Source organism: Enterobacter sp. PL_is511, from assembly GCF_055816065.1.
The window spans coordinates 363303-386291 of record NZ_JBVPGP010000024.1 but is presented as its reverse complement, the minus strand read 5'-3'; the positions used below and the strand labels follow the sequence as shown (position 1 = coordinate 386291).

Annotated in this window: 22 protein-coding genes; 21 read left to right on the top strand and 1 reads right to left on the bottom strand. The window is 54.7% G+C overall.

The window, feature by feature from the left end:
- Positions 1-23 precede the first annotated feature (23 nt).
- The 7 genes from corC to rihA all read left to right on the top strand — a co-directional run bounded on the left by corC (position 24) and on the right by rihA (position 7111).
- The gene (gene corC / locus AC0TN7_RS17250; protein WP_021242574.1) at positions 24-902 is read left to right on the top strand and encodes a CNNM family magnesium/cobalt transport protein CorC; all 879 of its coding nucleotides are present in this window, start codon (positions 24-26) and stop codon (positions 900-902) included.
- A gap of 5 nt (positions 903-907) precedes the next feature.
- Positions 908-2446 (top strand): apolipoprotein N-acyltransferase, encoded by a 1539-nt coding sequence (lnt, locus tag AC0TN7_RS17245; protein ID WP_473702310.1) that lies wholly within the window; start codon positions 908-910, stop codon positions 2444-2446.
- 402 nt (positions 2447-2848) lie between these two features.
- Positions 2849-3754, top strand: a complete 906-nt coding sequence (locus AC0TN7_RS17240) for an amino acid ABC transporter substrate-binding protein (RefSeq protein ID WP_014883004.1) — start codon at positions 2849-2851, stop codon at positions 3752-3754.
- Positions 3755-3909: 155 nt separating this feature from the next.
- A complete protein-coding gene (gene gltJ, locus AC0TN7_RS17235) occupies positions 3910-4650 on the top strand; it encodes a glutamate/aspartate ABC transporter permease GltJ (RefSeq protein WP_008501048.1) in 741 nt (246 codons plus the stop codon).
- Positions 4650-5324, top strand: coding sequence for a glutamate/aspartate ABC transporter permease GltK (gene gltK, locus AC0TN7_RS17230; protein ID WP_032649550.1), 675 nt, complete (start codon positions 4650-4652; stop codon positions 5322-5324). The genes gltJ and gltK overlap by 1 nt, the downstream gene beginning before the upstream one ends.
- Entirely contained in the window at positions 5324-6049 is a 726-nt protein-coding gene (locus AC0TN7_RS17225; RefSeq protein ID WP_014883001.1) for an amino acid ABC transporter ATP-binding protein, read from the top strand. The genes gltK and AC0TN7_RS17225 overlap by 1 nt, the downstream gene beginning before the upstream one ends.
- Before the next feature lie 120 nt (positions 6050-6169).
- Positions 6170-7111, top strand: a complete 942-nt coding sequence (gene rihA / locus AC0TN7_RS17220) for a pyrimidine-specific ribonucleoside hydrolase RihA (protein WP_024907020.1) — start codon at positions 6170-6172, stop codon at positions 7109-7111.
- A 147-nt stretch (positions 7112-7258) separates the two neighbouring features.
- Here the strand turns inward: rihA and AC0TN7_RS17215 are convergent, their stop codons facing one another.
- Positions 7259-7741: a zinc ribbon-containing protein gene (locus tag AC0TN7_RS17215; protein WP_023617134.1), complete on the bottom strand. Its 483-nt coding sequence runs from the start codon at positions 7739-7741 to the stop codon at positions 7259-7261.
- A gap of 214 nt (positions 7742-7955) precedes the next feature.
- On the opposite strand from AC0TN7_RS17215, the gene leuS reads away from it, so the two are divergent.
- The 14 genes from leuS to lipA all read left to right on the top strand — a co-directional run bounded on the left by leuS (position 7956) and on the right by lipA (position 22919).
- Positions 7956-10538, top strand: a complete 2583-nt coding sequence (gene leuS / locus AC0TN7_RS17210) for a leucine--tRNA ligase (RefSeq protein ID WP_473702309.1) — start codon at positions 7956-7958, stop codon at positions 10536-10538.
- Positions 10539-10552: 14 nt separating this feature from the next.
- A complete protein-coding gene (lptE, locus tag AC0TN7_RS17205; protein WP_407859583.1) occupies positions 10553-11122 on the top strand; it encodes an LPS assembly lipoprotein LptE in 570 nt (189 codons plus the stop codon).
- A complete protein-coding gene (gene holA / locus AC0TN7_RS17200; RefSeq protein ID WP_473702524.1) occupies positions 11122-12153 on the top strand; it encodes a DNA polymerase III subunit delta in 1032 nt (343 codons plus the stop codon). The genes lptE and holA overlap by 1 nt, the downstream gene beginning before the upstream one ends.
- Positions 12146-12811, top strand: coding sequence for a nicotinate-nucleotide adenylyltransferase (gene nadD, locus AC0TN7_RS17195; RefSeq protein ID WP_048989993.1), 666 nt, complete (start codon positions 12146-12148; stop codon positions 12809-12811). The genes holA and nadD overlap by 8 nt, the downstream gene beginning before the upstream one ends.
- Before the next feature lie 269 nt (positions 12812-13080).
- Positions 13081-13398, top strand: a complete 318-nt coding sequence (rsfS, locus tag AC0TN7_RS17190) for a ribosome silencing factor (protein ID WP_023334893.1) — start codon at positions 13081-13083, stop codon at positions 13396-13398.
- Between the two features lie 3 nt (positions 13399-13401).
- Positions 13402-13869, top strand: coding sequence for a 23S rRNA (pseudouridine(1915)-N(3))-methyltransferase RlmH (gene rlmH, locus AC0TN7_RS17185; RefSeq protein ID WP_003858701.1), 468 nt, complete (start codon positions 13402-13404; stop codon positions 13867-13869).
- A 28-nt stretch (positions 13870-13897) separates the two neighbouring features.
- Positions 13898-15799, top strand: a complete 1902-nt coding sequence (gene mrdA, locus AC0TN7_RS17180; protein WP_032649564.1) for a peptidoglycan DD-transpeptidase MrdA — start codon at positions 13898-13900, stop codon at positions 15797-15799.
- A gap of 2 nt (positions 15800-15801) precedes the next feature.
- Positions 15802-16914, top strand: a complete 1113-nt coding sequence (gene mrdB / locus AC0TN7_RS17175; protein WP_008501037.1) for a peptidoglycan glycosyltransferase MrdB — start codon at positions 15802-15804, stop codon at positions 16912-16914.
- 16 nt (positions 16915-16930) lie between these two features.
- On the top strand, positions 16931-18043 hold the full coding sequence (gene rlpA, locus AC0TN7_RS17170) for an endolytic peptidoglycan transglycosylase RlpA (protein WP_473702308.1): 1113 nt from the start codon (positions 16931-16933) through the stop codon (positions 18041-18043).
- Positions 18044-18182: 139 nt separating this feature from the next.
- Positions 18183-19394 carry a D-alanyl-D-alanine carboxypeptidase DacA gene (gene dacA, locus AC0TN7_RS17165; protein WP_014069323.1) on the top strand — a complete coding sequence of 404 codons (1212 nt, stop codon included), beginning with the start codon at positions 18183-18185 and terminating at the stop codon, positions 19392-19394.
- A 106-nt stretch (positions 19395-19500) separates the two neighbouring features.
- On the top strand, positions 19501-19764 hold the full coding sequence (gene ybeD / locus AC0TN7_RS17160; protein WP_003858718.1) for a DUF493 family protein YbeD: 264 nt from the start codon (positions 19501-19503) through the stop codon (positions 19762-19764).
- A gap of 95 nt (positions 19765-19859) precedes the next feature.
- Positions 19860-20501, top strand: a complete 642-nt coding sequence (gene lipB / locus AC0TN7_RS17155) for a lipoyl(octanoyl) transferase LipB (RefSeq protein ID WP_024907014.1) — start codon at positions 19860-19862, stop codon at positions 20499-20501.
- A gap of 291 nt (positions 20502-20792) precedes the next feature.
- Positions 20793-21746 carry a YbeF family transcriptional regulator gene (locus AC0TN7_RS17150; RefSeq protein ID WP_024907013.1) on the top strand — a complete coding sequence of 318 codons (954 nt, stop codon included), beginning with the start codon at positions 20793-20795 and terminating at the stop codon, positions 21744-21746.
- A gap of 207 nt (positions 21747-21953) precedes the next feature.
- On the top strand, positions 21954-22919 hold the full coding sequence (lipA, locus tag AC0TN7_RS17145) for a lipoyl synthase (protein WP_024907012.1): 966 nt from the start codon (positions 21954-21956) through the stop codon (positions 22917-22919).
- Positions 22920-22989 lie beyond the last annotated feature (70 nt).

Here is a 22989-nt window from a genome sequence, read left to right as displayed (position 1 = left end):
CAAGAGAACCCTTAACAAACGCCATGAGCGACGACAATTCACACAGTAGCGACACGACAACCAGTAAAAAGGGATTTTTCTCCCTCATTCTGAACCAGCTTTTCCACGGCGAACCGAAAAACCGTGATGAACTGCTGGAGCTGATTCGTGATTCCGGGCAGAACGACCTTATCGACGAAGATACGCGCGAAATGCTCGAAGGGGTTATGGACATCGCCGACCAGCGCGTTCGCGATATCATGATCCCCCGCTCGCAGATGATCACCCTGAAACGTAACCAGACGCTGGACGAGTGCCTCGATGTGATCATCGAATCCGCCCACTCGCGTTTTCCGGTCATCAGCGAAGACAAAGATCACATCGAAGGGATTTTGATGGCGAAAGATCTGCTGCCGTTTATGCGCAGCGATGCCGAAGCCTTCAGCATGGAAAAAGTGTTACGCCAGGCCGTGGTTGTGCCGGAAAGTAAACGTGTGGATCGGATGCTGAAAGAGTTTCGCTCTCAGCGTTACCACATGGCGATTGTTATTGATGAATTTGGTGGCGTTTCCGGTCTGGTCACGATCGAGGATATCCTTGAGCTGATCGTGGGCGAAATCGAAGACGAGTACGACGAAGAAGAGGATATCGACTTCCGTCAGCTTAGCCGCCACACCTGGACCGTGCGCGCGCTGGCCTCCATCGAAGACTTCAACGACGCCTTCGGAACCCACTTCAGCGATGAAGAGGTCGATACCATTGGCGGGCTGGTGATGCAGGCCTTTGGCCACCTCCCGGCGCGTGGAGAGACCGTTGACATCGACGGTTACCAGTTCAAAGTAGCCATGGCCGACAGCCGACGTATTATACAGGTTCACGTCAGAACGCCGGACGACTCACCGGTGCCAAAACTGGAAGATTAATGTAAATGGCATTTGCCCCATTGCTTGAACGCCAGCGCGTCCGTTTGCTGCTGGCGCTGTTACTCGGAGCCAGCGCTACGCTGGCTTTTTCTCCTTACGATATCTGGCCCGCGGCCATTCTCTCCCTGATGGGGCTTCAGGGTCTGACCCTGAACCGTCGTCCGGTACAGGCTGCCGCTATCGGCTACTTCTGGGGGCTGGGGCTGTTTGGCTCAGGCATCAACTGGGTTTATGTCAGCATCGCCCAGTTTGGCGGTATGCCTGGCCCGGTAAACGTCTTCCTGGTGGTACTGCTCGCCGCCTATCTCTCGCTCTATACCGGTCTGTTCGCCGGCATCCTTTCTCGCCTGTGGCCCAAAACCAACTGGCTGCGCGTCGCCATTGCCGCGCCGGTGGTCTGGCAGGTAACCGAGTTCCTGCGCGGTTGGGTGCTGACCGGCTTCCCGTGGCTGCAGTTCGGCTACAGCCAGATTGACGGCCCGCTGAAAGGCCTGGCACCGGTAATGGGTGTTGAAGCTATCAACTTCCTGCTGATGGTCGTGAGCGGCCTGCTGGTATTAGCGCTGGTCACGCGCGGCTGGAAACCGCTGGCTGTGGCGCTGGTGCTGTTCGCCCTGCCCTTCCCGCTGCGCTATATCCAGTGGTTCACGCCTGAGCCCGATCGCGCCATGCGGGTTTCCATGGTGCAGGGGAATATCCCGCAGTCCATGAAGTGGGACGAAAAAGAGCTGCTGAATACGCTGAAGATCTACGCCAACGCCACCGAAGAGGTGATGGGTAAATCGCAGCTGATTATCTGGCCGGAGTCTGCGATCCCCGATCTGGAAATTAACCAGCAGCCGTTCCTCAACATGATGAACGACCTGCTGCTGGCCCGCGGCAGCACGCTGATCACCGGGATTGTCGATGCGCGTCTGAATCAGCAGAACCGCTACGACACCTACAACACCATCATTACGCTCGGCAAAGACAGCGAATACAGCTACCACTCCACTGACCGATACAACAAGAACCACCTGGTGCCATTTGGTGAATTTGTGCCGCTGGAATCGATTCTGCGCCCGCTGGCCCCGTTCTTTGATTTGCCGATGTCCTCCTTCAGCCGCGGACCGTACGTTCAGCCTCAGCTGCACGCGCACGGCGCTGCCCTGACGCCGGCTATCTGCTACGAAATCATTCTCGGCGAGCAGGTGCGCGATAACTTCCGCCCGGATACTGACTATCTGCTGACCATCTCCAACGATGCCTGGTTTGGTAAGTCAATTGGCCCGTGGCAGCACTTCCAGATGGCTCGTATGCGCTCCCTGGAGCTGGCGCGTCCGCTGCTGCGCAGCACCAACAACGGCATCACCGCCGTGATTGGTCCTCAGGGTGAAATTCAGGCCATGATCCCGCAGTTTACCCGTGAGGTACTGACCGCTAACGTCACGCCGACCACGGGACTGACGCCATACGCCCGTACCGGCAACTGGTCGCTGTGGATACTGACCGTACTGTTCGGCTTTGGCGCGGTGCTGATGAGCCTGCGTCAGCGTCGTAAATAACCTTCCCTTCTGTTGCCGGGTGGCGGCTACGCCTTACCCGGCCTACATTTTTGCTCCCGTAGGTCGGGTAAGGCGTAGCCGCCACCCGACAATTCCCTCCAAATGCCCATTCTGGCACGCCTATTGCTTTGTTTATTCAGGTAAACGCAGTTTGGCTTGATGTGCAACTTTGTCGCACCAGCGTAGATCATCGGTAGCACCGAAACGGTGCAACGGGAGATATTTGCCTCTGAATGGTGCGGCGCGCTTCGCAAAAATAAACAATAACGCAGCAAAATCTTTACATTAAGCCAGACTAAATGTTAACAAGCTTGCATAACACTGCACTCGCATTGCGCGAGATATAACAACATCACAATGGGTATCAATGCGTCGCTGGCGCTGATAAAAAAGGAGTTGGGTATGCAATTACGTAAACTGGCCACAGCAATGCTGGTTATGGGAATGTCTGCTGGCGTGGTTCACGCTGAAGATGCGCCTGCAGCAGGCAGCACTCTCGACAAGATTGCCAAAAACGGCGTCATCGTGGTCGGCCACCGTGAATCTTCTGTCCCGTTCTCTTACTACGACAACACGCAAAAAGTCGTGGGCTATTCACAGGATTACTCCAACGCTATCGTTGAAGCCGTGAAGAAAAAGCTGAACAAACCTGACCTGCAGGTGAAGCTGATCCCTATCACTTCACAAAACCGTATTCCACTGTTGCAAAACGGCACCTTTGACTTCGAGTGTGGCTCCACCACCAACAACCTTGAGCGTCAGAAACAGGCTGCCTTCTCGGACACCATCTTTGTCGTGGGCACCCGTCTGCTGACGAAGAAAGGCGGCGACATTAAAGACTTCGCTGATCTGAAAGGCAAAGCGGTTGTTGTCACCTCCGGTACCACCTCAGAAGTGCTGCTGCACAAGCTGAACGACGAGAAAAAAATGGATATGCGCATCATCAGCGCGAAAGACCATGGCGACTCCTTCCGTACCCTGGAAAGCGGTCGTGCCGTCGCGTTTATGATGGATGATGCCCTGCTGGCGGGCGAGCGTGCGAAAGCGAAGAAACCTGACAACTGGGATATCGTCGGCACCGCGCAGTCGAAAGAAGCCTACGGCTGTATGCTGCGTAAAGACGATCCGCAGTTCAAAAAGCTGATCGATGACACCATCGCTCAGGTGCAGACCTCCGGCGAAGCGGAAAAATGGTTCGACAAGTGGTTCAAGAACCCGATTCCACCAAAAAATCTCAACATGAATTTTGAACTGTCTGACGACATGAAAGCGCTGTTCAAATCTCCAAATGACAAGGCTCTTAACTAATTAGAACAACAGGGGCGGGATCTCCTGCCCTCTCGATTGTCGGGAAGCATGGACAGACTATACGTTGAGTGGTCGTTCCCCACTCAGCGCGAAAAATGAGCTTCTCACCAATCTTCGAGGGTAGCGCTGCTACCCTTTTTTTTCTGGAGTTTATTATGTCAATCGACTGGAACTGGGGCATATTCCTGCAACAAGCCCCGTTCGGCAACACCACCTATCTTGGCTGGCTGTGGAGCGGCTTTCAGGTCACCGTGGCATTATCGATAACGGCGTGGATCATCGCGTTTCTTGTCGGTTCTTTGTTCGGTATTCTGCGCACCGTCCCTAACCGTTTTCTTTCAACACTCGGCACCCTGTATGTGGAACTGTTCCGTAACGTTCCGCTGATCGTGCAATTCTTTACCTGGTATCTGGTTATCCCGGAACTGCTGCCGGAAAATATTGGCATGTGGTTCAAGTCGGAACTGGATCCGAACGTACAGTTCTTTGTCTCCTCCATGATGTGTCTGGGGCTGTTTACCGCTGCGCGCGTTTGCGAGCAGGTGCGTGCCGCCATTCAGTCATTGCCCCGTGGACAAAAAAATGCGGGTCTGGCGATGGGGTTAACCCTGCCACAGACCTACCGCTACGTGCTGCTGCCTAACGCCTACCGCGTCATCGTTCCGCCGATGACCTCCGAGATGATGAACCTGGTGAAAAACTCGGCCATCGCCTCGACCATTGGCCTGGTCGATATGGCTGCGCAGGCGGGCAAGCTGCTGGATTACTCCGCTCACGCGTGGGAATCCTTCACCGCGATCACGCTCGCCTATGTTCTGATAAACGCTTTCATCATGCTGGTGATGAACCTGGTTGAACGCAAAATTCGCCTGCCGGGCAACATGGGGGGCAAATAATGTACGAATTTGACTGGAGTTCTATCGTTCCATCCATGCCTTACCTGCTTGATGGCCTGATGATTACCTTAAAAATCACCGTTATTGCCATCATCGTCGGTATCGTCTGGGGCACCCTGCTGGCCGTTATGCGTCTGTCGAGCTTTAAGCCGCTCGCCTGGTTCGCGACCGCCTACGTTAACGTGTTCCGCTCTATCCCGCTGGTAATGGTGCTGCTGTGGTTTTACCTGATCGTGCCCGGCTTCCTGCAGAACGTGCTGGGGCTGTCGCCGAAAACCGATATCCGTCTGATCTCGGCGATGGTAGCGTTCTCGATGTTTGAGGCCGCTTACTACTCAGAGATTATCCGAGCGGGCATTCAGAGTATCTCCCGCGGACAGTCCAGCGCCGCGCTGGCGCTGGGGATGACGCACTGGCAGTCCATGCAGCTCATTATTCTGCCGCAGGCGTTTCGCGCCATGGTTCCGCTCCTGCTGACCCAGGGTATCGTGCTGTTCCAGGATACCTCTCTGGTCTACGTTCTGAGCCTGGCAGACTTCTTCCGTACCGCGTCAACCATCGGTGAGCGTGATGGTACGCAGGTTGAGATGGTGCTCTTCGCGGGTGCGGTCTATTTTGTGATTAGTTTAAGCGCGTCGCTGTTGGTCAGCTGGCTGAAGAAAAGGACGGTATAATGATTTCCCTGAAAAATGTTTCTAAATGGTATGGGCACTTTCAGGTGCTGACCGACTGCTCCACCGAAGTGAAAAAAGGCGACGTGGTGGTAGTGTGCGGGCCGTCAGGTTCCGGTAAATCGACGCTGATCAAAACCGTCAACGGGCTGGAGCCAGTGCAGCAGGGTGAGATCGTCGTCAACGGTACTAAAGTCAACGACAAGAAAACCAACCTCGCCCAGCTTCGCTCTCACGTTGGCATGGTGTTCCAGCATTTTGAGCTGTTCCCTCACCTCTCTATTATTGAGAACCTGACCCTGGCGCAGGTAAAAGTGCTTAAGCGTGATAAAAAAGCGTCGCGCGAGAAAGGTCTGAAGCTCCTGGAACGCGTTGGGCTTTCTGCGCATGCCGATAAGTTCCCGGCGCAGCTTTCTGGCGGCCAACAGCAGCGTGTGGCGATCGCCCGCGCGCTGTGCATGGATCCGGTCGCGATGCTGTTTGATGAGCCCACGTCGGCGCTCGATCCAGAGATGATCAACGAAGTGCTGGACGTGATGGTCGAACTGGCGCACGAAGGGATGACCATGATGGTGGTGACCCACGAAATGGGCTTCGCCCGTAAGGTGGCCAACCGGGTGATCTTTATGGACGAAGGGAAAATTGTCGAAGACTCGCCGAAAGAAGAGTTCTTCGCTAACCCGAAATCCGAGCGTGCGAAAGATTTCCTCGCGAAAATCCTGCACTAATCTTCCCGGTGCGCAATCTGCGGATTGCGCACTGCTTCACGCTTTCACTCACTTCCTCTCGTCGGCGTCACATCGCAGCGTTAACCTTGTCACAAAATAACGCTACGTATGGAGAACGCTATGGCACAGCCTATTATTCTCGATTGCGATCCGGGTCATGATGACGCGATCGCGCTCGTCCTTGCACTTGCCTCCCCTGAACTCGACGTCAAAGCCGTCACCTCTTCTGCCGGAAACCAGACGCCGGATAAAACGCTGCGTAACGTTTTGCGTATGCTGACGTTGCTCAAGCGTACCGATATTCCCGTCGCTGGTGGAGCCCTCAAGCCCCTGATGCGTGAATTAATTATCGCGGATAACGTGCATGGTGAAAGCGGGCTGGACGGTCCGGCGCTGCCGGAGCCGGGCTTCGCGCCGCAAAACTGCACCGCCGTGGAGCTGATGGCGAAGGTGCTGCGCGAGAGCATGGAACCCGTGACGCTGGTGGCTACCGGGCCGCAAACTAACGTCGCGCTGCTGCTGAACAGCTACCCTGAACTGCACAGCAAAATAGCCCGTATCGTCATCATGGGCGGGGCCATGGGGCTGGGTAACTGGACGCCGTCCGCAGAATTCAACATTTTTGTCGACCCGGAAGCCGCTGAGATTGTCTTCCAGTCAGGCTTACCGATTGTAATGGCGGGACTGGACGTTACCCATCGCGCGCAGATTATGGCGGACGATATTGAGCGCTTCCGTGCCGTTGGTAATCCGGTCGCGACAACCGTGGCCGAGCTGCTCGACTTCTTTATGGAGTATCACAAAGCCGAGAAGTGGGGCTTCCACGGCGCGCCCCTGCACGACCCGTGCACCATTGCCTGGCTGTTAAAGCCTGAGATATTCACCACGGTTGACCGCTGGGTTGGCGTGGAAACGCAGGGAAAATACACCCAGGGAATGACGGTGGTGGATTATTACTCGCTGACAGGGAATAAGCCGAATACTACCGTGATGGTGGACATCGACAGGGAGGCGTTTGTGGATTTGCTGGCGGAGAGACTGGCTTACTATAGTGCGGCCTGATGCCCTCACCCCGGCCCTCTCCCACGGGGAGAGGGAGCACACACTAAAAACGGCAACAGGGTTGCCGTTTTGCTTTTACCTTGTGCGGCCTGATGCCCTCACCCCGCCCCTCTCCCATGGGGAGAGGGAGCAAACCTGCGCTTTTACCTAGGGCTCAAACGGACGACGCTGGAACTGATCGTGGCCGCATTTTGGGCACAGCGACAGAACCTCCGGCGTATACACCGCAATATGGTGGTGGCAATTCTCGCACACCAGATTTCCCAGCCCGACCACCTCACCGCTGTGGTACACACCATGGTGGTTCAAATCCTGAAAGACCTCGCGCCATTCCAGCTGCGTTTTATCCGTAATATCGGCCAGCTCCTGCCACAGGCTCTCTTTAATCACCCGCATGAAAACGCTGTCCGTGACCTCCTCCTGGCTCTCCTGGTAGCTGCGCGCGAACTCTTCCAGATCGCGACGCACGGCGCGCGTTACCTCTTCCACTTCGGTTCGCGTTAACTCACCCGTTTGCGACACGCGGGCACGCGCCTGCTCCACCAGCGCATCGATATCGCGCTCGCCGTTACGCAGTCGTTCCGTCAGTGTCGCCACCAGTTCGCGGTAAAATTGAGCAACCTTGTTCATCATTTTGCCTCCCGGGTAAGTAACTATTTCTAATAATAGACCTTATTTCATCGCCGCTTTGTCAGGTGAAGCACAGACCCGGTAAATTCCTGCAAAGCGCATTTGTGCGAAAGGCTGTTTTGACGCGGGCGTTTGGGCTATGCTATGCGGATCTGAATGACCACATCCATTGGCTACATTTGTAGCTGTATTGAAAACAGGACCACTGGCTGCCATGCAAGAGCAATACCGCCCGGAAGAGATAGAATCAAAAGTCCAGCAACACTGGGACGAGAAGCGCACCTTTGAAGTAACCGAAGACGAGAGCAAAGAGAAGTATTACTGCCTGTCGATGCTTCCCTATCCTTCTGGTCGACTACACATGGGCCATGTGCGTAACTACACCATTGGCGATGTGATCGCACGTTACCAGCGCATGCTGGGCAAAAACGTTCTGCAGCCTATCGGCTGGGATGCGTTCGGTCTGCCTGCGGAAGGCGCGGCGGTCAAAAACAACACCGCACCGGCCCCGTGGACATACGACAACATCGCGTACATGAAAAACCAGCTCAAAATGCTGGGCTTTGGCTATGACTGGAGCCGCGAGCTGGCAACCTGTACCCCGGAATACTACCGCTGGGAGCAGAAGTTCTTCACCGAGCTGTACAAAAAAGGCCTGGTGTATAAGAAGACCTCTGCCGTTAACTGGTGTCCGAATGACCAGACCGTTCTCGCGAACGAACAGGTTATCGATGGCTGCTGCTGGCGCTGCGACACCAAAGTAGAGCGTAAAGAGATCCCACAGTGGTTTATCAAAATCACCGCTTACGCTGATGAGCTGCTGAACGATCTGGATAATCTGGACCACTGGCCAGATACCGTGAAGACCATGCAGCGCAACTGGATCGGCCGTTCTGAAGGTGTGGAGATTACCTTCAACGTTGAGAACTACGACCAGACTCTGACTGTCTACACCACCCGTCCGGACACCTTCATGGGCGCGACCTACCTGGCCGTGGCTGCAGGTCACCCGCTGGCGCAGAAAGCGGCAGAAAACAATCCGGAACTGGCTACCTTCATCGATGAGTGCCGCAACACCAAAGTGGCCGAAGCCGACATGGCGACGATGGAGAAAAAAGGCGTTGCGACAGGCTTCTATGCTAAGCATCCGCTGACTGGCGAAGCGATCCCGGTCTGGGCAGCGAACTTCGTGCTGATGGAGTACGGTACAGGTGCGGTAATGGCTGTTCCGGGCCACGATCAGCGCGACTACGAGTTTGCCACCAAATACAACCTGCCGATTAAAGCCGTTATTCTGGCCGCCGATGGTTCTGAACCAGACCTGTCCGAAAACGCGCTGACTGAAAAAGGCACCCTGTTCAACTCCGGTGAATTCAGCGGTCTGAGCTTCGAAGAGGGCTTTAACGCCATCGCCGGCAAGCTGGCCTCCCTTGGCGTGGGCGAGCGTAAAGTTAACTTCCGTCTGCGCGACTGGGGTGTTTCCCGTCAGCGTTACTGGGGTGCGCCAATTCCAATGGTGACGCTGGAAGATGGCACCGTGATGCCAACGCCAGAAGATCAGCTGCCGGTGATCCTGCCGGAAGACGTCGTCATGGACGGCATCACCAGCCCGATCAAAGCCGATCCTGAGTGGGCAAAAACCACCGTCAACGGCCAGCCTGCGCTGCGTGAAACCGACACCTTTGACACCTTTATGGAGTCATCCTGGTACTATGCGCGCTACACATGCCCGCAGTATCAGGACGGTATGCTGGATTCCAAAGCGGCAAACTACTGGCTTCCGGTAGACATCTACATCGGTGGTATCGAACACGCCATCATGCACCTGCTCTACTTCCGCTTCTTCCACAAGCTGATGCGCGATGCTGGCATGGTGAACTCTGACGAACCCGCAAAACAGTTGCTGTGCCAGGGCATGGTGCTGGCGGATGCCTTCTATTACGTCGGTGCCAACGGCGAGCGTAACTGGGTTTCTCCGGTTGATGCGATCGTCGAGCGCGACGAGAAGGGCCGTATCGTGAAGGCCAAAGACGCCGAAGGTCATGAACTGGTCTACACCGGCATGAGCAAGATGTCCAAGTCTAAAAACAACGGTATCGATCCGCAGGTGATGGTTGAGCGTTACGGTGCAGATACCGTGCGTCTGTTCATGATGTTTGCTTCTCCGGCGGACATGACGCTGGAGTGGCAGGAGTCTGGCGTGGAAGGTGCAAACCGCTTCCTGAAACGCGTCTGGAAACTGGTTTACGAACACACTGCACTGGGCGATGCCCCGGCGCTGAATGCCGCCGCACTGACTGAAGATCAGCAGGCGCTGCGTCGCGATGTTCATAAAACGATTGCAAAAGTGACCGATGATATTGGTCGTCGTCAGACCTTCAATACCGCAATTGCGGCTATTATGGAACTGATGAACAAGCTGGCGAAGGCTTCGCAGGACGGCGAGCAGGATCGTGCTTTAATGCGTGAAGCGCTGCTGGCCGTTGTTCGCATGCTGAACCCGTTCACGCCGCACGTTAGCTTTACCCTGTGGCAGGAGCTGAAAGGCGAAGGCGATATCGACAACGCGCCGTGGCCGCAGGCTGACGAATCAGCGATGGTGGAAAACACGACGCTGGTCGTGGTCCAGGTGAACGGCAAAGTCCGCGGTAAAATTACCGTGGCGGTCGATGCAACCGAAGAACAGGTTCGCGAGCGCGCGGGCCAGGAACCTCTGGTCGCAAAATATCTTGAGGGCGTTACCGTACGTAAAGTGATCTACGTACCGGGTAAACTGCTCAATCTGGTCGTTGGCTAAGCGCGGGAGGAAACGTGCGACAACTGGCAACAATACTCTTATCACTGGCGGTGCTTGTCACCGCTGGCTGTGGCTGGCACCTGCGCAATACCACGGCGGTGCCCGCTGAGATGAAAACGATGATTTTCGACTCACCAGATCCGAATGGCCCACTCAGCCGGGCCATTCGTAATCAGCTGCGTCTCAACGGCGTAGAGATTGTCGAAAAACAAACCCTGCGCCAGGATGTACCGTCTCTGCGTGTTATAGGTGGCGGCCTGTCGAGAGATACAGCCTCTATCTTCCAGGATGGCCGTACAGCTGAGTATCAGATGGTGTTGACGGTCGACGCGGCAGTCCTGATCCCCGGTAAAGACATCTACCCGATCAGCACGAAAGTATACCGTTCGTTCTTCGATAACCCGCAGACAGCGCTGGCAAAAGATGCCGAACAGCAGATTATCATCAACGAAATGTACGACAAGGCAGCGGAACAGCTGATCCGTAAACTGCCAAGTATTGCAGCGTCAACTAAACAAGGATCTGACATCGTTGAAAAACCGATTGCTGGCACGCTTCCTGCTGCTAACTCTCTGGGTAAATGATGATCAGGCTGTATCCTGAACAACTCCGCGCGCAGCTCAATGAAGGGCTGCGCGCGGCGTATCTGCTTCTTGGAAACGATCCGTTATTACTTCAGGAAAGCCAGGATGCCGTGCGGCATGCCGCCGCCGCGCAGGGCTTCGATGAACACCACACCGTCCAATTGGACAACAACACCGACTGGAACGCCCTCTTCTCGCTTTGTCAGGCGATGAGCCTTTTCGCCTCGCGCCAGACAATTCAGATCCTGCTGCCGGAGAACGGCCCTAACGCGATGATGAACGAGCAGCTCGCTACGCTGGTCAGCCTCTTACACAGCGATCTGCTCCTTATTGTGCGTGGCAACAAGCTGACCAAAGCCCAGGAAAACGCGGCGTGGTTTACCCAGATCGCGACCCACGCGGTGCTGGTCACCTGTCAGACGCCTGAGCAGGCACATCTGCCTAAATGGGTCGCCGCGAGAGCGAAACAGCACAACCTTCAGCTGGATGACGCGGCAAATCAGCTGCTCTGCTACTGCTATGAAGGTAACCTGCTGGCCCTGGCGCAGGCGCTGGACAGACTCTCCCTGCTCTGGCCGGATGGCAAGCTGACCTTGCCGCGCGTCGAGCAGGCCGTTAACGACGCGGCGCACTTCACGCCGTTCCACTGGGTGGACGCGCTACTGTCAGCAAAAAGCAAACGCGCCCTGCATATTCTGCAACAGCTGCGTCTTGAAGGGAGCGAACCCGTTATTCTGCTGCGTACGCTGCAGCGCGAATTACTGCTGCTGATTACGCTCAAGCGCCAGTCTGCCCATATGCCGCTGCGTTCGCTGTTTGATAAACACCGGGTGTGGCAAAATCGCCGGGCTTTGACCACCGAGGCCGTCAACCGCCTGAGTCATGAACAGCTTCGTCAGGCTGTACAGCTTCTGATGCGCGCTGAGCTCACGTTAAAACAAGATTACGGCCAGTCGGTCTGGGCGGAGCTGGAAAGCCTTTCTCTGCTGCTCTGCCACAAGGCGCTGGCAGACGTTTTTATTGATGGATAGTATGCATTCTTTACAGGCCCTGTATGGCGGCACCTTCGACCCGGTACATTACGGGCACCTGAAGCCGGTTGAAATTCTGGCGAATTTGATCGGCCTTCAGCGCGTCACCATCATGCCCAATAATGTCCCGCCCCATCGTCCACAGCCGGAGGCGACCAGCGAGCAGCGAAAAGCGATGCTCGCCCTTGCCATCGAAGATAAACCGCTCTTCCAACTTGATGAGCGTGAGCTGCGTCGCGACACGCCCTCCTGGACGTCACAGACGCTTCAGGAGTGGCGCACAGAACAGGGTCCAGACCAGCCGCTGGCGTTTATCATCGGCCAGGATTCCCTGCTGAATTTACCCACATGGCATCAGTATGAAACCATCCTGGAGAACAGCCATCTGCTCGTCTGCCGCCGCCCTGGCTATCCTCTGACCATGCGTGAAGCGCAGTACCAGCAGTGGCTGGAAGATCATCTCACCGATAATGTTGAAGATCTTCACAATCGGCCTGCCGGGAAGATCTATCTGGCGGAAACGCCGTGGTTCGATATCTCTGCAACCCTCATACGTGAGCGTTTACAGCAGGGTTTAGCCTGTGACGATCTACTGCCAGCCCCGGTGCTGGCGTATATCCATACGCACGGGTTGTATCAGAAAAGCGCAGATGAATAGCCGGAGGGCATAAAAAGCGGCTTATTGTTTATCCTGCCTTGACAGGTTAAGCCATACTGTTATTCTCCGCTGCCAGACTTTCCCGCCGATCATTGCTTTACAGAAATTGTTTTACAAAAATGGCGATGCAATCTCAGGCAGAGGGTGGGATGATACCCGCCTTCAAAAGCCCGGTCGGAGACATTTGTCCCGACACAGGCGTGAGTTCAGGTATACTGTCTGGCTACGAATTCAACGTTTTACAATCTCATTCACCCCAGGGGGAAAACTTGCAGGGTAAAGCACTCCAGGATTTTGTTATTGACAAAATTGATGACCTGAAAGGTCAGGACATCATCGCTATCGACGTTAAGGGTAAATCCAGTATTACCGACTGCATGATCATCTGCACCGGTACCTCTACGCGTCATGTTGTTTCGATTGCCGATCACGTGGTTCAGGAATCGCGTGCAGCAGGACTGTTGCCACTGGGTGTTGAAGGTGAAGCAACGGCTGACTGGGTGGTTGTCGACCTCGGCGATGTGATTGTCCACGTCATGCAGGACGAGAGCCGTCGCCTGTATGAGCTGGAAAAACTCTGGGGTTAATGCGTGAAGTTGCAGCTGGTCGCCGTCGGCACCAAAATGCCGGACTGGGTACAAACCGGTTTTACTGAATATCTGCGTCGTTTTCCAAAAGACATGCCGTTCGAACTGGTGGAAATTCCCGCCGGTAAGCGCGGCAAGAACGCGGATATCAAACGTATTCTCGATAAAGAGGGCGAACTGATGCTGGCTGCCGCAGGCAAAAACCGCATCGTCACCCTCGATATTCCAGGAAAACCCTGGGATACGCCGCAGCTGGCGCACGAACTGGAGCGCTGGAAGCAGGATGGCCGTGACGTCAGTCTGTTGATTGGCGGTCCAGAAGGGTTATCCCCCGCCTGCAAAGCGGCGGCTGAACAAAGTTGGTCCCTCTCCGCGCTGACGCTTCCCCACCCGCTCGTTCGGGTACTGGTGGCAGAGAGCCTCTATCGCGCGTGGAGCATTACTACCAACCACCCCTATCACCGCGAGTAATGACTGACCAGGGTAGATTAAGCAGCGGATGAAACTACAGAATTCTTTTCGCGACTATACGGCTGAGTCCGCGCTGTTTGTGCGCCGGGCGCTGGTCGCCTTTACCGGGATTTTGCTGCTTACCGGCGTGCTGATCGCCAACCTTTACAATCTGCAAATTGTCCGCTTTACCGACTACCAGACGCGCTCAAACGAAAACCGTATCAAGCTGGTGCCTATCGCTCCCAGCCGCGGCATTATTTACGATCGTAACGGCACGCCGCTGGCGTTAAACCGCACCATCTATCAAATCGAGATGATGCCGGAAAAAGTTGATAATGTTCAGGATACGCTGGAAGCGCTGAAAAGCGTTGTCGACCTTAACGATGACGATATCGCGGCCTTCAAAAAAGAGCGCTCCCGCTCTCACCGTTTCACCTCCATCCCGGTTAAAACCAACCTGACGGAAGTCCAGGTAGCCCGCTTTGCGGTAAACCAGTACCGCTTCCCCGGCGTGGAAGTGAAGGGTTACAAGCGTCGCTACTACCCCTACGGCTCCGCGCTGACGCATGTGATTGGCTACGTCTCCAAGATTAACGACAAAGACGTCGACCGCCTTGATAAAGACGGCAAGCTGGCAAACTACGCTGCAACGCACGATATCGGTAAGCTGGGGATCGAACGTTACTACGAAGACGTTTTGCACGGGCAAACCGGCTATGAAGAAGTTGAGGTTAACAACCGCGGCCGCGTGATTCGCCAGCTGAAAGAAGTCCCTCCTCAGGCGGGGCATGACGTCTATCTGACCCTCGACCTTAAGCTGCAGCAGTATATCGAAACCCTGCTGGCGGGCAGCCGTGCAGCCGTTGTGGTCACCGATCCTCGTACCGGCGGCATTCTGGCAATGGTGTCTATGCCCAGCTATGACCCGAACCTGTTCGTTGACGGCATTTCCAGTAAGGACTATTCCGGTCTGCTGAATGACCCGAACACGCCGCTGGTGAACCGCGCGACGCAAGGGGTTTATCCGCCGGCATCAACGGTTAAGCCGTACGTGGCGGTTTCTGCGCTGAGTGCCGGCGTCATTAACCGTAATACCAGTCTGTTTGACCCGGGCTGGTGGCAACTGCCTGGTTCAGATAAACGCTATCGTGACTGGAAAAAATGGGGCCACGGTCATCTGAACGTCACCAAATCGCTGGAAGAATCTGCGGATACCTTCTTCTATCAGGTGGCGTATGACATGGGGATCGACCGCCTGTCAGAGTGGATGAGCAAATTCGGTTACGGGCATTACACCGGCGTTGACCTCTCCGAAGAACGTTCTGGCAACATGCCAACGCGTGAATGGAAGCTGAAGCGCTTTAAAAAACCGTGGTATCAGGGTGACACCATTCCGGTGGGTATCGGCCAGGGCTACTGGACGGCAACACCGCTTCAGATGAACAAGGCCATGATGATCCTCATCAATGACGGCGTGGTAAAAGTGCCTCATCTGCTACAGAGCACGGTTGAAGACGGCAAAAAAGTGCCGTGGAACCAGCCGCATGAGGCCCCGGTGGGTGACATTCATTCCGGCTTCTGGGAAATTGCGAAAGACGGTATGTACGGCGTGGCAAACCGCCCGAACGGTACCGCGCATAAGTACTTCACCGGTACGCCGTACAAAGTGGCCGCAAAATCCGGTACTGCGCAGGTGTTCGGTCTGAAAGCCAACGAAACCTATAACGCGCACCGCATTGCTGAACGTCTGCGTGACCATAAGCTGATGACGGCGTTTGCCCCTTATGATAACCCGCAGGTTGCGGTGGCGATGATTCTGGAGAACGGCGGTGCCGGTCCAGCTGTAGGGACCATCATGCGCCAGATCCTTGACCACATTATGCTGGGTGATAACAACACCGAACTGCCGGCTGAAAACCCGGCCGCCGCTGCGGCGGAGGACCAATAATCATGACGGATAATCCAAATAAAAAATCGCTGTGGGACAAAATCCACATCGACCCAGCCATGCTGCTGATCCTGCTGGCCCTGCTGGTTTACAGCGCCCTGGTTATCTGGAGCGCCAGCGGCCAGGACATCGGCATGATGGAGCGCAAAATTGGCCAGATTGCCATGGGTCTGATCATTATGGTGGTGATGGCGCAGATCCCGCCGCGCGTCTACGAAGGCTGGGCGCCCTACCTCTACATCTTCTGTATTATTTTGCTGGTTGCGGTAGATGCGTTTGGCGCCATTTCAAAAGGGGCGCAGCGCTGGCTGGATTTGGGGATTGTCCGCTTCCAGCCCTCGGAGATTGCCAAAATCGCCGTGCCACTGATGGTGGCACGCTTTATCAACCGCGACGTCTGTCCGCCGTCTCTGAAGAATACCGCCATCGCGCTGGTGCTGATTTTCCTGCCAACGCTGCTGGTTGCGGCACAGCCTGACCTTGGCACCTCAATCCTTATCGCGCTCTCCGGCCTGTTTGTCCTCTTCCTGTCGGGCCTGAGCTGGCGCCTGATTGGCATCGCGGTGGTGCTGATAGCGGCGTTCATCCCTATTCTCTGGTTCTTCCTGATGCACGATTACCAGCGCCAGCGCGTCATGATGCTACTCGATCCGGAAACCGATCCGCTGGGCGCGGGCTATCATATTATTCAGTCGAAGATTGCAATTGGCTCCGGGGGCCTGCGCGGTAAAGGCTGGCTGCACGGTACGCAGTCGCAGCTGGAATTTTTACCGGAACGCCACACCGATTTTATCTTTGCCGTACTGGCGGAAGAGCTGGGGCTGGTTGGCATTCTGATACTTCTTGCGCTGTATGTCCTGCTGATCATGCGGGGATTGTGGATTGCAGCGCGTGCACAAACCACGTTTGGTCGCGTCATGGCTGGCGGGTTGATGCTGATTTTATTCGTTTATGTCTTCGTAAATATTGGTATGGTGAGTGGTATTCTGCCGGTGGTAGGCGTACCGCTGCCGCTGGTGAGTTACGGAGGCTCGGCACTGATCGTGTTGATGGCCGGGTTTGGTATCGTGATGTCGATCCATACCCACAGAAAAATGTTGTCAAAAAGCGTATAAAAATAAGGGGATCGGAATGCGTAAGCAGTGGCTGGGGATCTGCATCGCGGCAAGTTTACTTGCGGCCTGCACAAGTGATGATGGTCAGCAACAGGCAACCGTCGCGCCGCCGCAGCCTGCGGTGTGTAATGGCCCGATCGTTGAAATCAGCGGTGCCGATCCCGTTTATGAACCGCTGAATGCCAGTGCCAATCAGGATTACGAGCGCGACGGCAAAAGCTATAAAATTGTTCAGGATCCTTCCCGTTTCAGTCAGGCAGGCTTTGCCGCCATTTATGATGCCGAGCCAGGCAGTAACCTGACGGCTTCCGGGGAGGCGTTCGACCCAATGCAACTGACGGCGGCACACCCAACGCTGCCGATTCCGAGCTACGCCCGTATCACCAACCTGGCGAATGGCCGCATGATCGTCGTGCGTATCAACGATCGCGGCCCGTACGGGAATGACCGGGTGATTTCCCTCTCGCGCGCGTCTGCCGATCGCCTGAACACCTCGAACAACACCAAAGTTCGTATTGACCCGATTATCGTCGCGCAGGATGGTTCGCTCTCCGGACCGGGTACCGCGTGTACAACGGTGGCGAAACAGACCTATGCCCTTCCTGACCGCCCAAATCTTGACGGCGGAATGGGAAGCGTCTCGTCTCCGGCAGAGCCTGCTCAGCCGGGAGGAGAAATACGCCCGATCAGCAATGACACGCTGCAAAGCGAGGATGCTACCGGCGCACCGGTAAAGAGTAGCGGCTTTCTTGGCGCACCGACGACCTTAGCCGCGGGCGTGCTGGAAGGCAGTGAACCCACTCCAGCCCCTGCTCCCGTCGCTGCGCCAGCGACCCAGCCGGCTCCCGTAACGGCACCAGCGGCCACGCAAAGTGCGGCGGTGGCAGCTCCAGCAGCGGCCAGCGGAAACTATGTGGTTCAGGTAGGCGCAGTGAGCGATCAGGCCCGGGCCAAACAGTATCAACAGCGTCTGAGCCAGCAGTTTGGCGTACCAGGACGCGTTGAGCAGAACGGCGCGGTCTGGCGCATTCAGATGGGGCCGTTTGCCAGCAAATCGCAGGCAGCCTCCCTGCAGCAGCGTCTGCAGAATGAAGCTCAACTTCAGTCATTTATCGCTGTTGCGAAATAATTAACCGGCGGTATCCGAATTGTCAGTTAGTGTAAAACACATTCACAAACTCATGCTTAAAGTCGGATGCCTGCCTGAATAGCATTTGCTATAGTAAGGCACTTTTTTTAATTCCATCACGGATGTCGTAGTTCTGACCATGAAGACCACTTTTTCTGCTCGTTTTGTGCAGCGCATGGCGCTGACCACGGCCCTTTGCGCGGCTGCTCTTTCTGCAGCTCACGCCGATGACCTGAATATCAAGACCATGATCCCTGGCGTTCCGCAAATCGATGCGGAATCCTACATCCTGATCGATTACAACTCTGGCAAAGTGCTGGCAGAACAGAATGCCGATGCCCGCCGTGATCCGGCCAGCCTGACCAAAATGATGACCAGCTACGTTATCGGCCAGGCGATGAAGGCAGGTAAATTCAAAGAATCGGATCTGGTCACCATCGGTAACGATGCGTGGGCAACCGGGAACCCTGTCTTCAAAGGTTCCTCTCTGATGTTCCTGAAGCCGGGTATGCAGGTTCCTGTTTCCCAGCTGATTCGTGGTATCAACCTGCAGTCGGGTAACGATGCCTGCGTGGCGATGGCCGATTTCGCCGCCGGTAGCCAGGATGCCTTCGTGGGTCTGATGAACAGCTACGTTACCGCGCTGGGTCTGAAAAACAGCCACTTCCAGACCGTACACGGCCTGGACGCAGACGGTCAGTACAGCTCCGCACGTGATATGGCCCTGATTGGTCAGGCGCTGATCCGCGATGTCCCTAACGAATACTCTATCTACAAAGAAAAAGAGTTCACCTTCAACGGGATTCGTCAGACCAACCGTAACGGTCTGCTGTGGGATAACAGCCTGAACGTTGACGGCATTAAAACTGGCCATACCGACAAAGCGGGCTACAACCTGGTGGCCTCTGCTACTGAAGGTCAGATGCGTCTGATCTCTGCCGTGATGGGCGGCCGCACCTTTAAAGGTCGTGAAACAGAAAGCAAGAAGCTGCTGACCTGGGGCTTCCGCTTCTTCGAAACCGTGAATCCACTGAAAGCAGGCAAAGAGTTTGCGTCTGAACCCGTCTGGTTCGGCGACAACGACCGTGCTTCTCTCGGCGTTGATAAAGACCTCTACCTGACCATTCCGCGCGGTCGTATGAAGGATCTGAAAGCCAGCTACGTGCTGAACAGCACCGAGCTGCACGCCCCGCTGCAGAAAAACCAGGTTGTAGGCACGATCAACTTCCAGCTGGATGGAAAAACGATCGATCAGCGTCCGCTGGTTGTCCTGCAAGAAATTCCTGAAGGCAATTTCTTCGGCAAAATCATTGATTACATTAAATTGATGTTCCACCACTGGTTTGGTTAAAAATTGAACACTTGAAAGTGTGATTTTGATCCCCATATACTAAGTATCCTGATAACTCCCACCTGACGTGGGAGTTATTATTTTTTGACGTTACGCCGGAGCTGACATGAAAACCAAACTTAACGAACTGCTTGAATTCCCTACCCCATTTACCTACAAAGTAATGGGTCTGGCGAAACCTGAGCTGGTTGATCAGGTGGTTGAAGTGGTACAGCGCCATGCGCCGGGTGACTACTCTCCGTCAGTAAAACCAAGCAGCAAGGGCAACTACCACTCGGTTTCTATCACCATCACTGCGACACACATTGAGCAGGTTGAGACGCTGTACGAAGAGCTCGGCAATATCGAAATCGTTCGTATGGTACTGTAGTCCCTTTGCGGTTACCCGGTTTGCCGGGTAACCCTTCTCCCCGCTGTGATATACTCCCCCCACACTTTTTGTCCCTCGTCTTCGGAGACGCAGTTTTGTATCAGGATAAAATTCTGGTCCGTCACCTCGGGCTGCAACCTTATGAGCCTGTCTCCCAGGCCATGCATGACTTCACCGATTCACGCGATGACAGCACCCCAGATGAAATCTGGCTGGTCGAACACCTGCCGGTATTTACGCAGGGTCAGGCGGGTAAAGCAGAACATCTATTAATGACGGGAGATATCCCGGTTATTCAGAGCGATCGCGGCGGTCAGGTCACGTACCATGGGCCCGGGCAGCAGGTGATGTACGTCCTGCTCAATCTGAAACGCAGAAAGCTGGGCGTGCGTGAACTGGTCACTTTACTGGAACAAACCGTCGTCAACACGCTGGCGGAATATGGTATTGACGCGCATCCGCGTGCCGATGCGCCGGGCGTTTACGTTGGGGAAATGAAGATCTGCTCCCTGGGGCTGCGTATTCGAAAAGGCTGTTCATTCCATGGCCTGGCATTGAATATCAATATGGATCTCGCGCCGTTCCAGCGCATAAACCCCTGCGGCTACGCCGGCATGGAAATGACGCAAATGCGCCAGTGGGTAGAAGCCGCTACGCCCGAACATATTCGTCCCGTGCTTTTGAAGAACGTGTTAGCGCTACTTAACAATCCCCCACACGAATATATCCCTGCTTAATATATCGTACAACAGGGCTCGATAATTTGACGGGCCACTGTTTATTTACCGCTTTTGCACTTTACAATAATCCACAGATTCTATATTTTCGAAGCGCCCGAATATTACCGCTACATATTATTTAGCCTCCAGCAAGCTCGGCAAACACGGCATAAGTAACGTGAGCAATTATCACACAACTGTTTGCTTTTGATAAACAAGTGAAACAAAACCAACACTTTACGAATCTCTACAAGCATAATAAATAAATTCAACTATCATTCATATTGTGAATGTATACGGGGTGAAAGCGTGGAGTATAATAATTTACCAGCCAAACGACTGAATGAACCTGGTGGCGAAGACAAGCCGCAAATTTTTCGGACTTTACGTAATATTGATCTCAATTTACTGACTATTTTTGAGGCAGTATATGTCCATAAAGGTATCGTTAACGCTGCGAAAATTCTTAATCTCACGCCATCAGCAATAAGTCAGTCAATCCAAAAGCTACGCGCTATATTTCCTGACCCGTTATTTATTCGTAAGGGCCAGGGGGTAACGCCGACGGCTTACGCCACGCATCTCCACGAGTACATCAGCCAGGGGCTGGAGTCGATTCTGGGCGCACTGGATTTAACCGGGAGCTATGATAAGCAGAGAACCATCACCATCGGCTGCTCCCCTTCTGTGGGTGTGCTGGTGATGCCGGCGATCTTCCAGGCCGTGAAAGAGCATGCTCCGCAGCTCCTGCTTCGTAATGTGCCGCTCAATGAACCTGACATTCAGCTTGCCCAGTTCCAGACGGACCTGATTATTGAAAGCGGCAGCTTCAGTGCCAGAGCGCTGGGTCAAAATGTGCTCTATTCGGATAACCTGGTGCTGGTTTGCCGGCAGCAGCATCCGGTTCTCAGCGAACCGCTGACCATCGAAAACCTGCGCAACTACGACCACTCGTCTTTCATGACCGAAGGGCAGTCTAACCACGCCCTTCGTCAGCGTATTGATGAAATTTTCCCGGAACGTCAGATCAGCTTCAGCAGTTACAATATGTTTACCACCGCATCGCTGATTGGCAGCAGCGATATGCTGTGCGTTATGCCATCACGCCTGTACAGCCTGCTACAAAAATGCTGGCCGCTGGAGAGCATTCCACTCAGTCAGCTTAATGCGGAATCAATCGAGATTTCACTGCATTACAACAAGCTGAGTTTACGCGACCCGGTTCTGGAAAACGTCATCCGCATTATCCGTCAGGCCTTCTGACAGGTTTAGCCAGCACAAGCCCCTGCAACAGGCAGGGCGAAAGGCACAAAACAACAACTATTTTACAAATTGGCGATCTGGCAGGCTGCTTTAACGACCGTTTCAATGATATACTGCCTGTCGTTCGTTCAAAAATAGTTGATAAATACAACATTCCCTTGAATTGAAACGCTTTCCTTCGATATTCGCAACTGGAACACGCACGCTATGAGTAAACCCATTGTGATGGAACGCGGTGTTAAATACCGCGATGCCGATAAAATGGCCCTTATCCCGGTTAAAAACGTGGCTACAGAGCGCGAGGCGCTGTTAAGAAAACCGGAATGGATGAAAATCAAACTTCCGGCCGACTCTTCGCGTATCCAGGGGATCAAAGCGGCGATGCGCAAGAATGGCCTTCACTCCGTATGTGAAGAAGCCTCTTGTCCGAACCTTGCTGAATGTTTCAATCACGGTACCGCGACGTTTATGATTCTGGGTGCTATCTGTACCCGCCGCTGCCCGTTCTGCGATGTTGCTCATGGCCGTCCGGTTGCACCTGATGCTAACGAACCCCAGAAACTGGCGCAGACCATTGCTGACATGGCGCTGCGCTATGTGGTTATCACCTCCGTTGACCGTGACGATCTGCGTGACGGTGGTGCTCAGCACTTCGCCGACTGTATTACGGCCATTCGCGAGAAAAGCCCTAACATCAAAATCGAGACGCTGGTGCCTGACTTCCGTGGCCGTATGGACCGCGCGCTGGATATCCTGACCGCAACGCCGCCAGATGTGTTTAACCACAACCTGGAGAACGTGCCGCGTCTCTACCGTCAGGTCCGCCCGGGTGCTGACTATAACTGGTCTCTGAAACTGCTGGAGCGTTTCAAAGAAGCGCATCCGCATATTCCGACCAAGTCTGGTCTGATGGTGGGGCTGGGTGAAACCAATGAGGAAATCATTGAGGTGATGCGCGATCTTCGCCGCCACGGTGTGACCATGTTGACCCTGGGGCAGTATCTGCAGCCAAGCCGTCACCACCTGCCGGTACAGCGCTACGTTAGCCCGGATGAGTTCGATGAAATGAAAGCCGAAGCGATGGCGATGGGCTTCACCCACGCAGCCTGCGGCCCGTTCGTTCGCTCCTCATACCACGCCGATATGCAGGCAAAAGGCGAAGAAGTTAAATAATGCTGTAATATTCTTTTACAGTAATACAAAAAAACCGGCCTCATGAGCCGGTTTTTTTTCGCAAGCCCTC

What these genes read in the sequence shown, in the direction of transcription:
- holA (WP_473702524.1), top strand. Translation starts at nt 11,122, where the DNA reads ATGATCAGGCTGTATCCTGAACAACTCCGCGCGCAGCTCAATGAAGGG.
- lipA (WP_024907012.1), top strand. Translation starts at nt 21,954, where the DNA reads ATGAGTAAACCCATTGTGATGGAACGCGGTGTTAAATACCGCGATGCC.
- leuS (WP_473702309.1), top strand. Translation starts at nt 7,956, where the DNA reads ATGCAAGAGCAATACCGCCCGGAAGAGATAGAATCAAAAGTCCAGCAA.
- rlpA (WP_473702308.1), top strand. Translation starts at nt 16,931, where the DNA reads ATGCGTAAGCAGTGGCTGGGGATCTGCATCGCGGCAAGTTTACTTGCG.
- lnt (WP_473702310.1), top strand. Translation starts at nt 908, where the DNA reads ATGGCATTTGCCCCATTGCTTGAACGCCAGCGCGTCCGTTTGCTGCTG.
- corC (WP_021242574.1), top strand. Translation starts at nt 24, where the DNA reads ATGAGCGACGACAATTCACACAGTAGCGACACGACAACCAGTAAAAAG.
- AC0TN7_RS17240 (WP_014883004.1), top strand. Translation starts at nt 2,849, where the DNA reads ATGCAATTACGTAAACTGGCCACAGCAATGCTGGTTATGGGAATGTCT.
- dacA (WP_014069323.1), top strand. Translation starts at nt 18,183, where the DNA reads ATGAAGACCACTTTTTCTGCTCGTTTTGTGCAGCGCATGGCGCTGACC.
- rihA (WP_024907020.1), top strand. Translation starts at nt 6,170, where the DNA reads ATGGCACAGCCTATTATTCTCGATTGCGATCCGGGTCATGATGACGCG.
- gltJ (WP_008501048.1), top strand. Translation starts at nt 3,910, where the DNA reads ATGTCAATCGACTGGAACTGGGGCATATTCCTGCAACAAGCCCCGTTC.
- mrdB (WP_008501037.1), top strand. Translation starts at nt 15,802, where the DNA reads ATGACGGATAATCCAAATAAAAAATCGCTGTGGGACAAAATCCACATC.
- gltK (WP_032649550.1), top strand. Translation starts at nt 4,650, where the DNA reads ATGTACGAATTTGACTGGAGTTCTATCGTTCCATCCATGCCTTACCTG.
- nadD (WP_048989993.1), top strand. Translation starts at nt 12,146, where the DNA reads ATGGATAGTATGCATTCTTTACAGGCCCTGTATGGCGGCACCTTCGAC.
- ybeD (WP_003858718.1), top strand. Translation starts at nt 19,501, where the DNA reads ATGAAAACCAAACTTAACGAACTGCTTGAATTCCCTACCCCATTTACC.
- AC0TN7_RS17225 (WP_014883001.1), top strand. Translation starts at nt 5,324, where the DNA reads ATGATTTCCCTGAAAAATGTTTCTAAATGGTATGGGCACTTTCAGGTG.
- mrdA (WP_032649564.1), top strand. Translation starts at nt 13,898, where the DNA reads ATGAAACTACAGAATTCTTTTCGCGACTATACGGCTGAGTCCGCGCTG.
- AC0TN7_RS17215 (WP_023617134.1), bottom strand. Translation starts at nt 7,741, where the DNA reads ATGAACAAGGTTGCTCAATTTTACCGCGAACTGGTGGCGACACTGACG.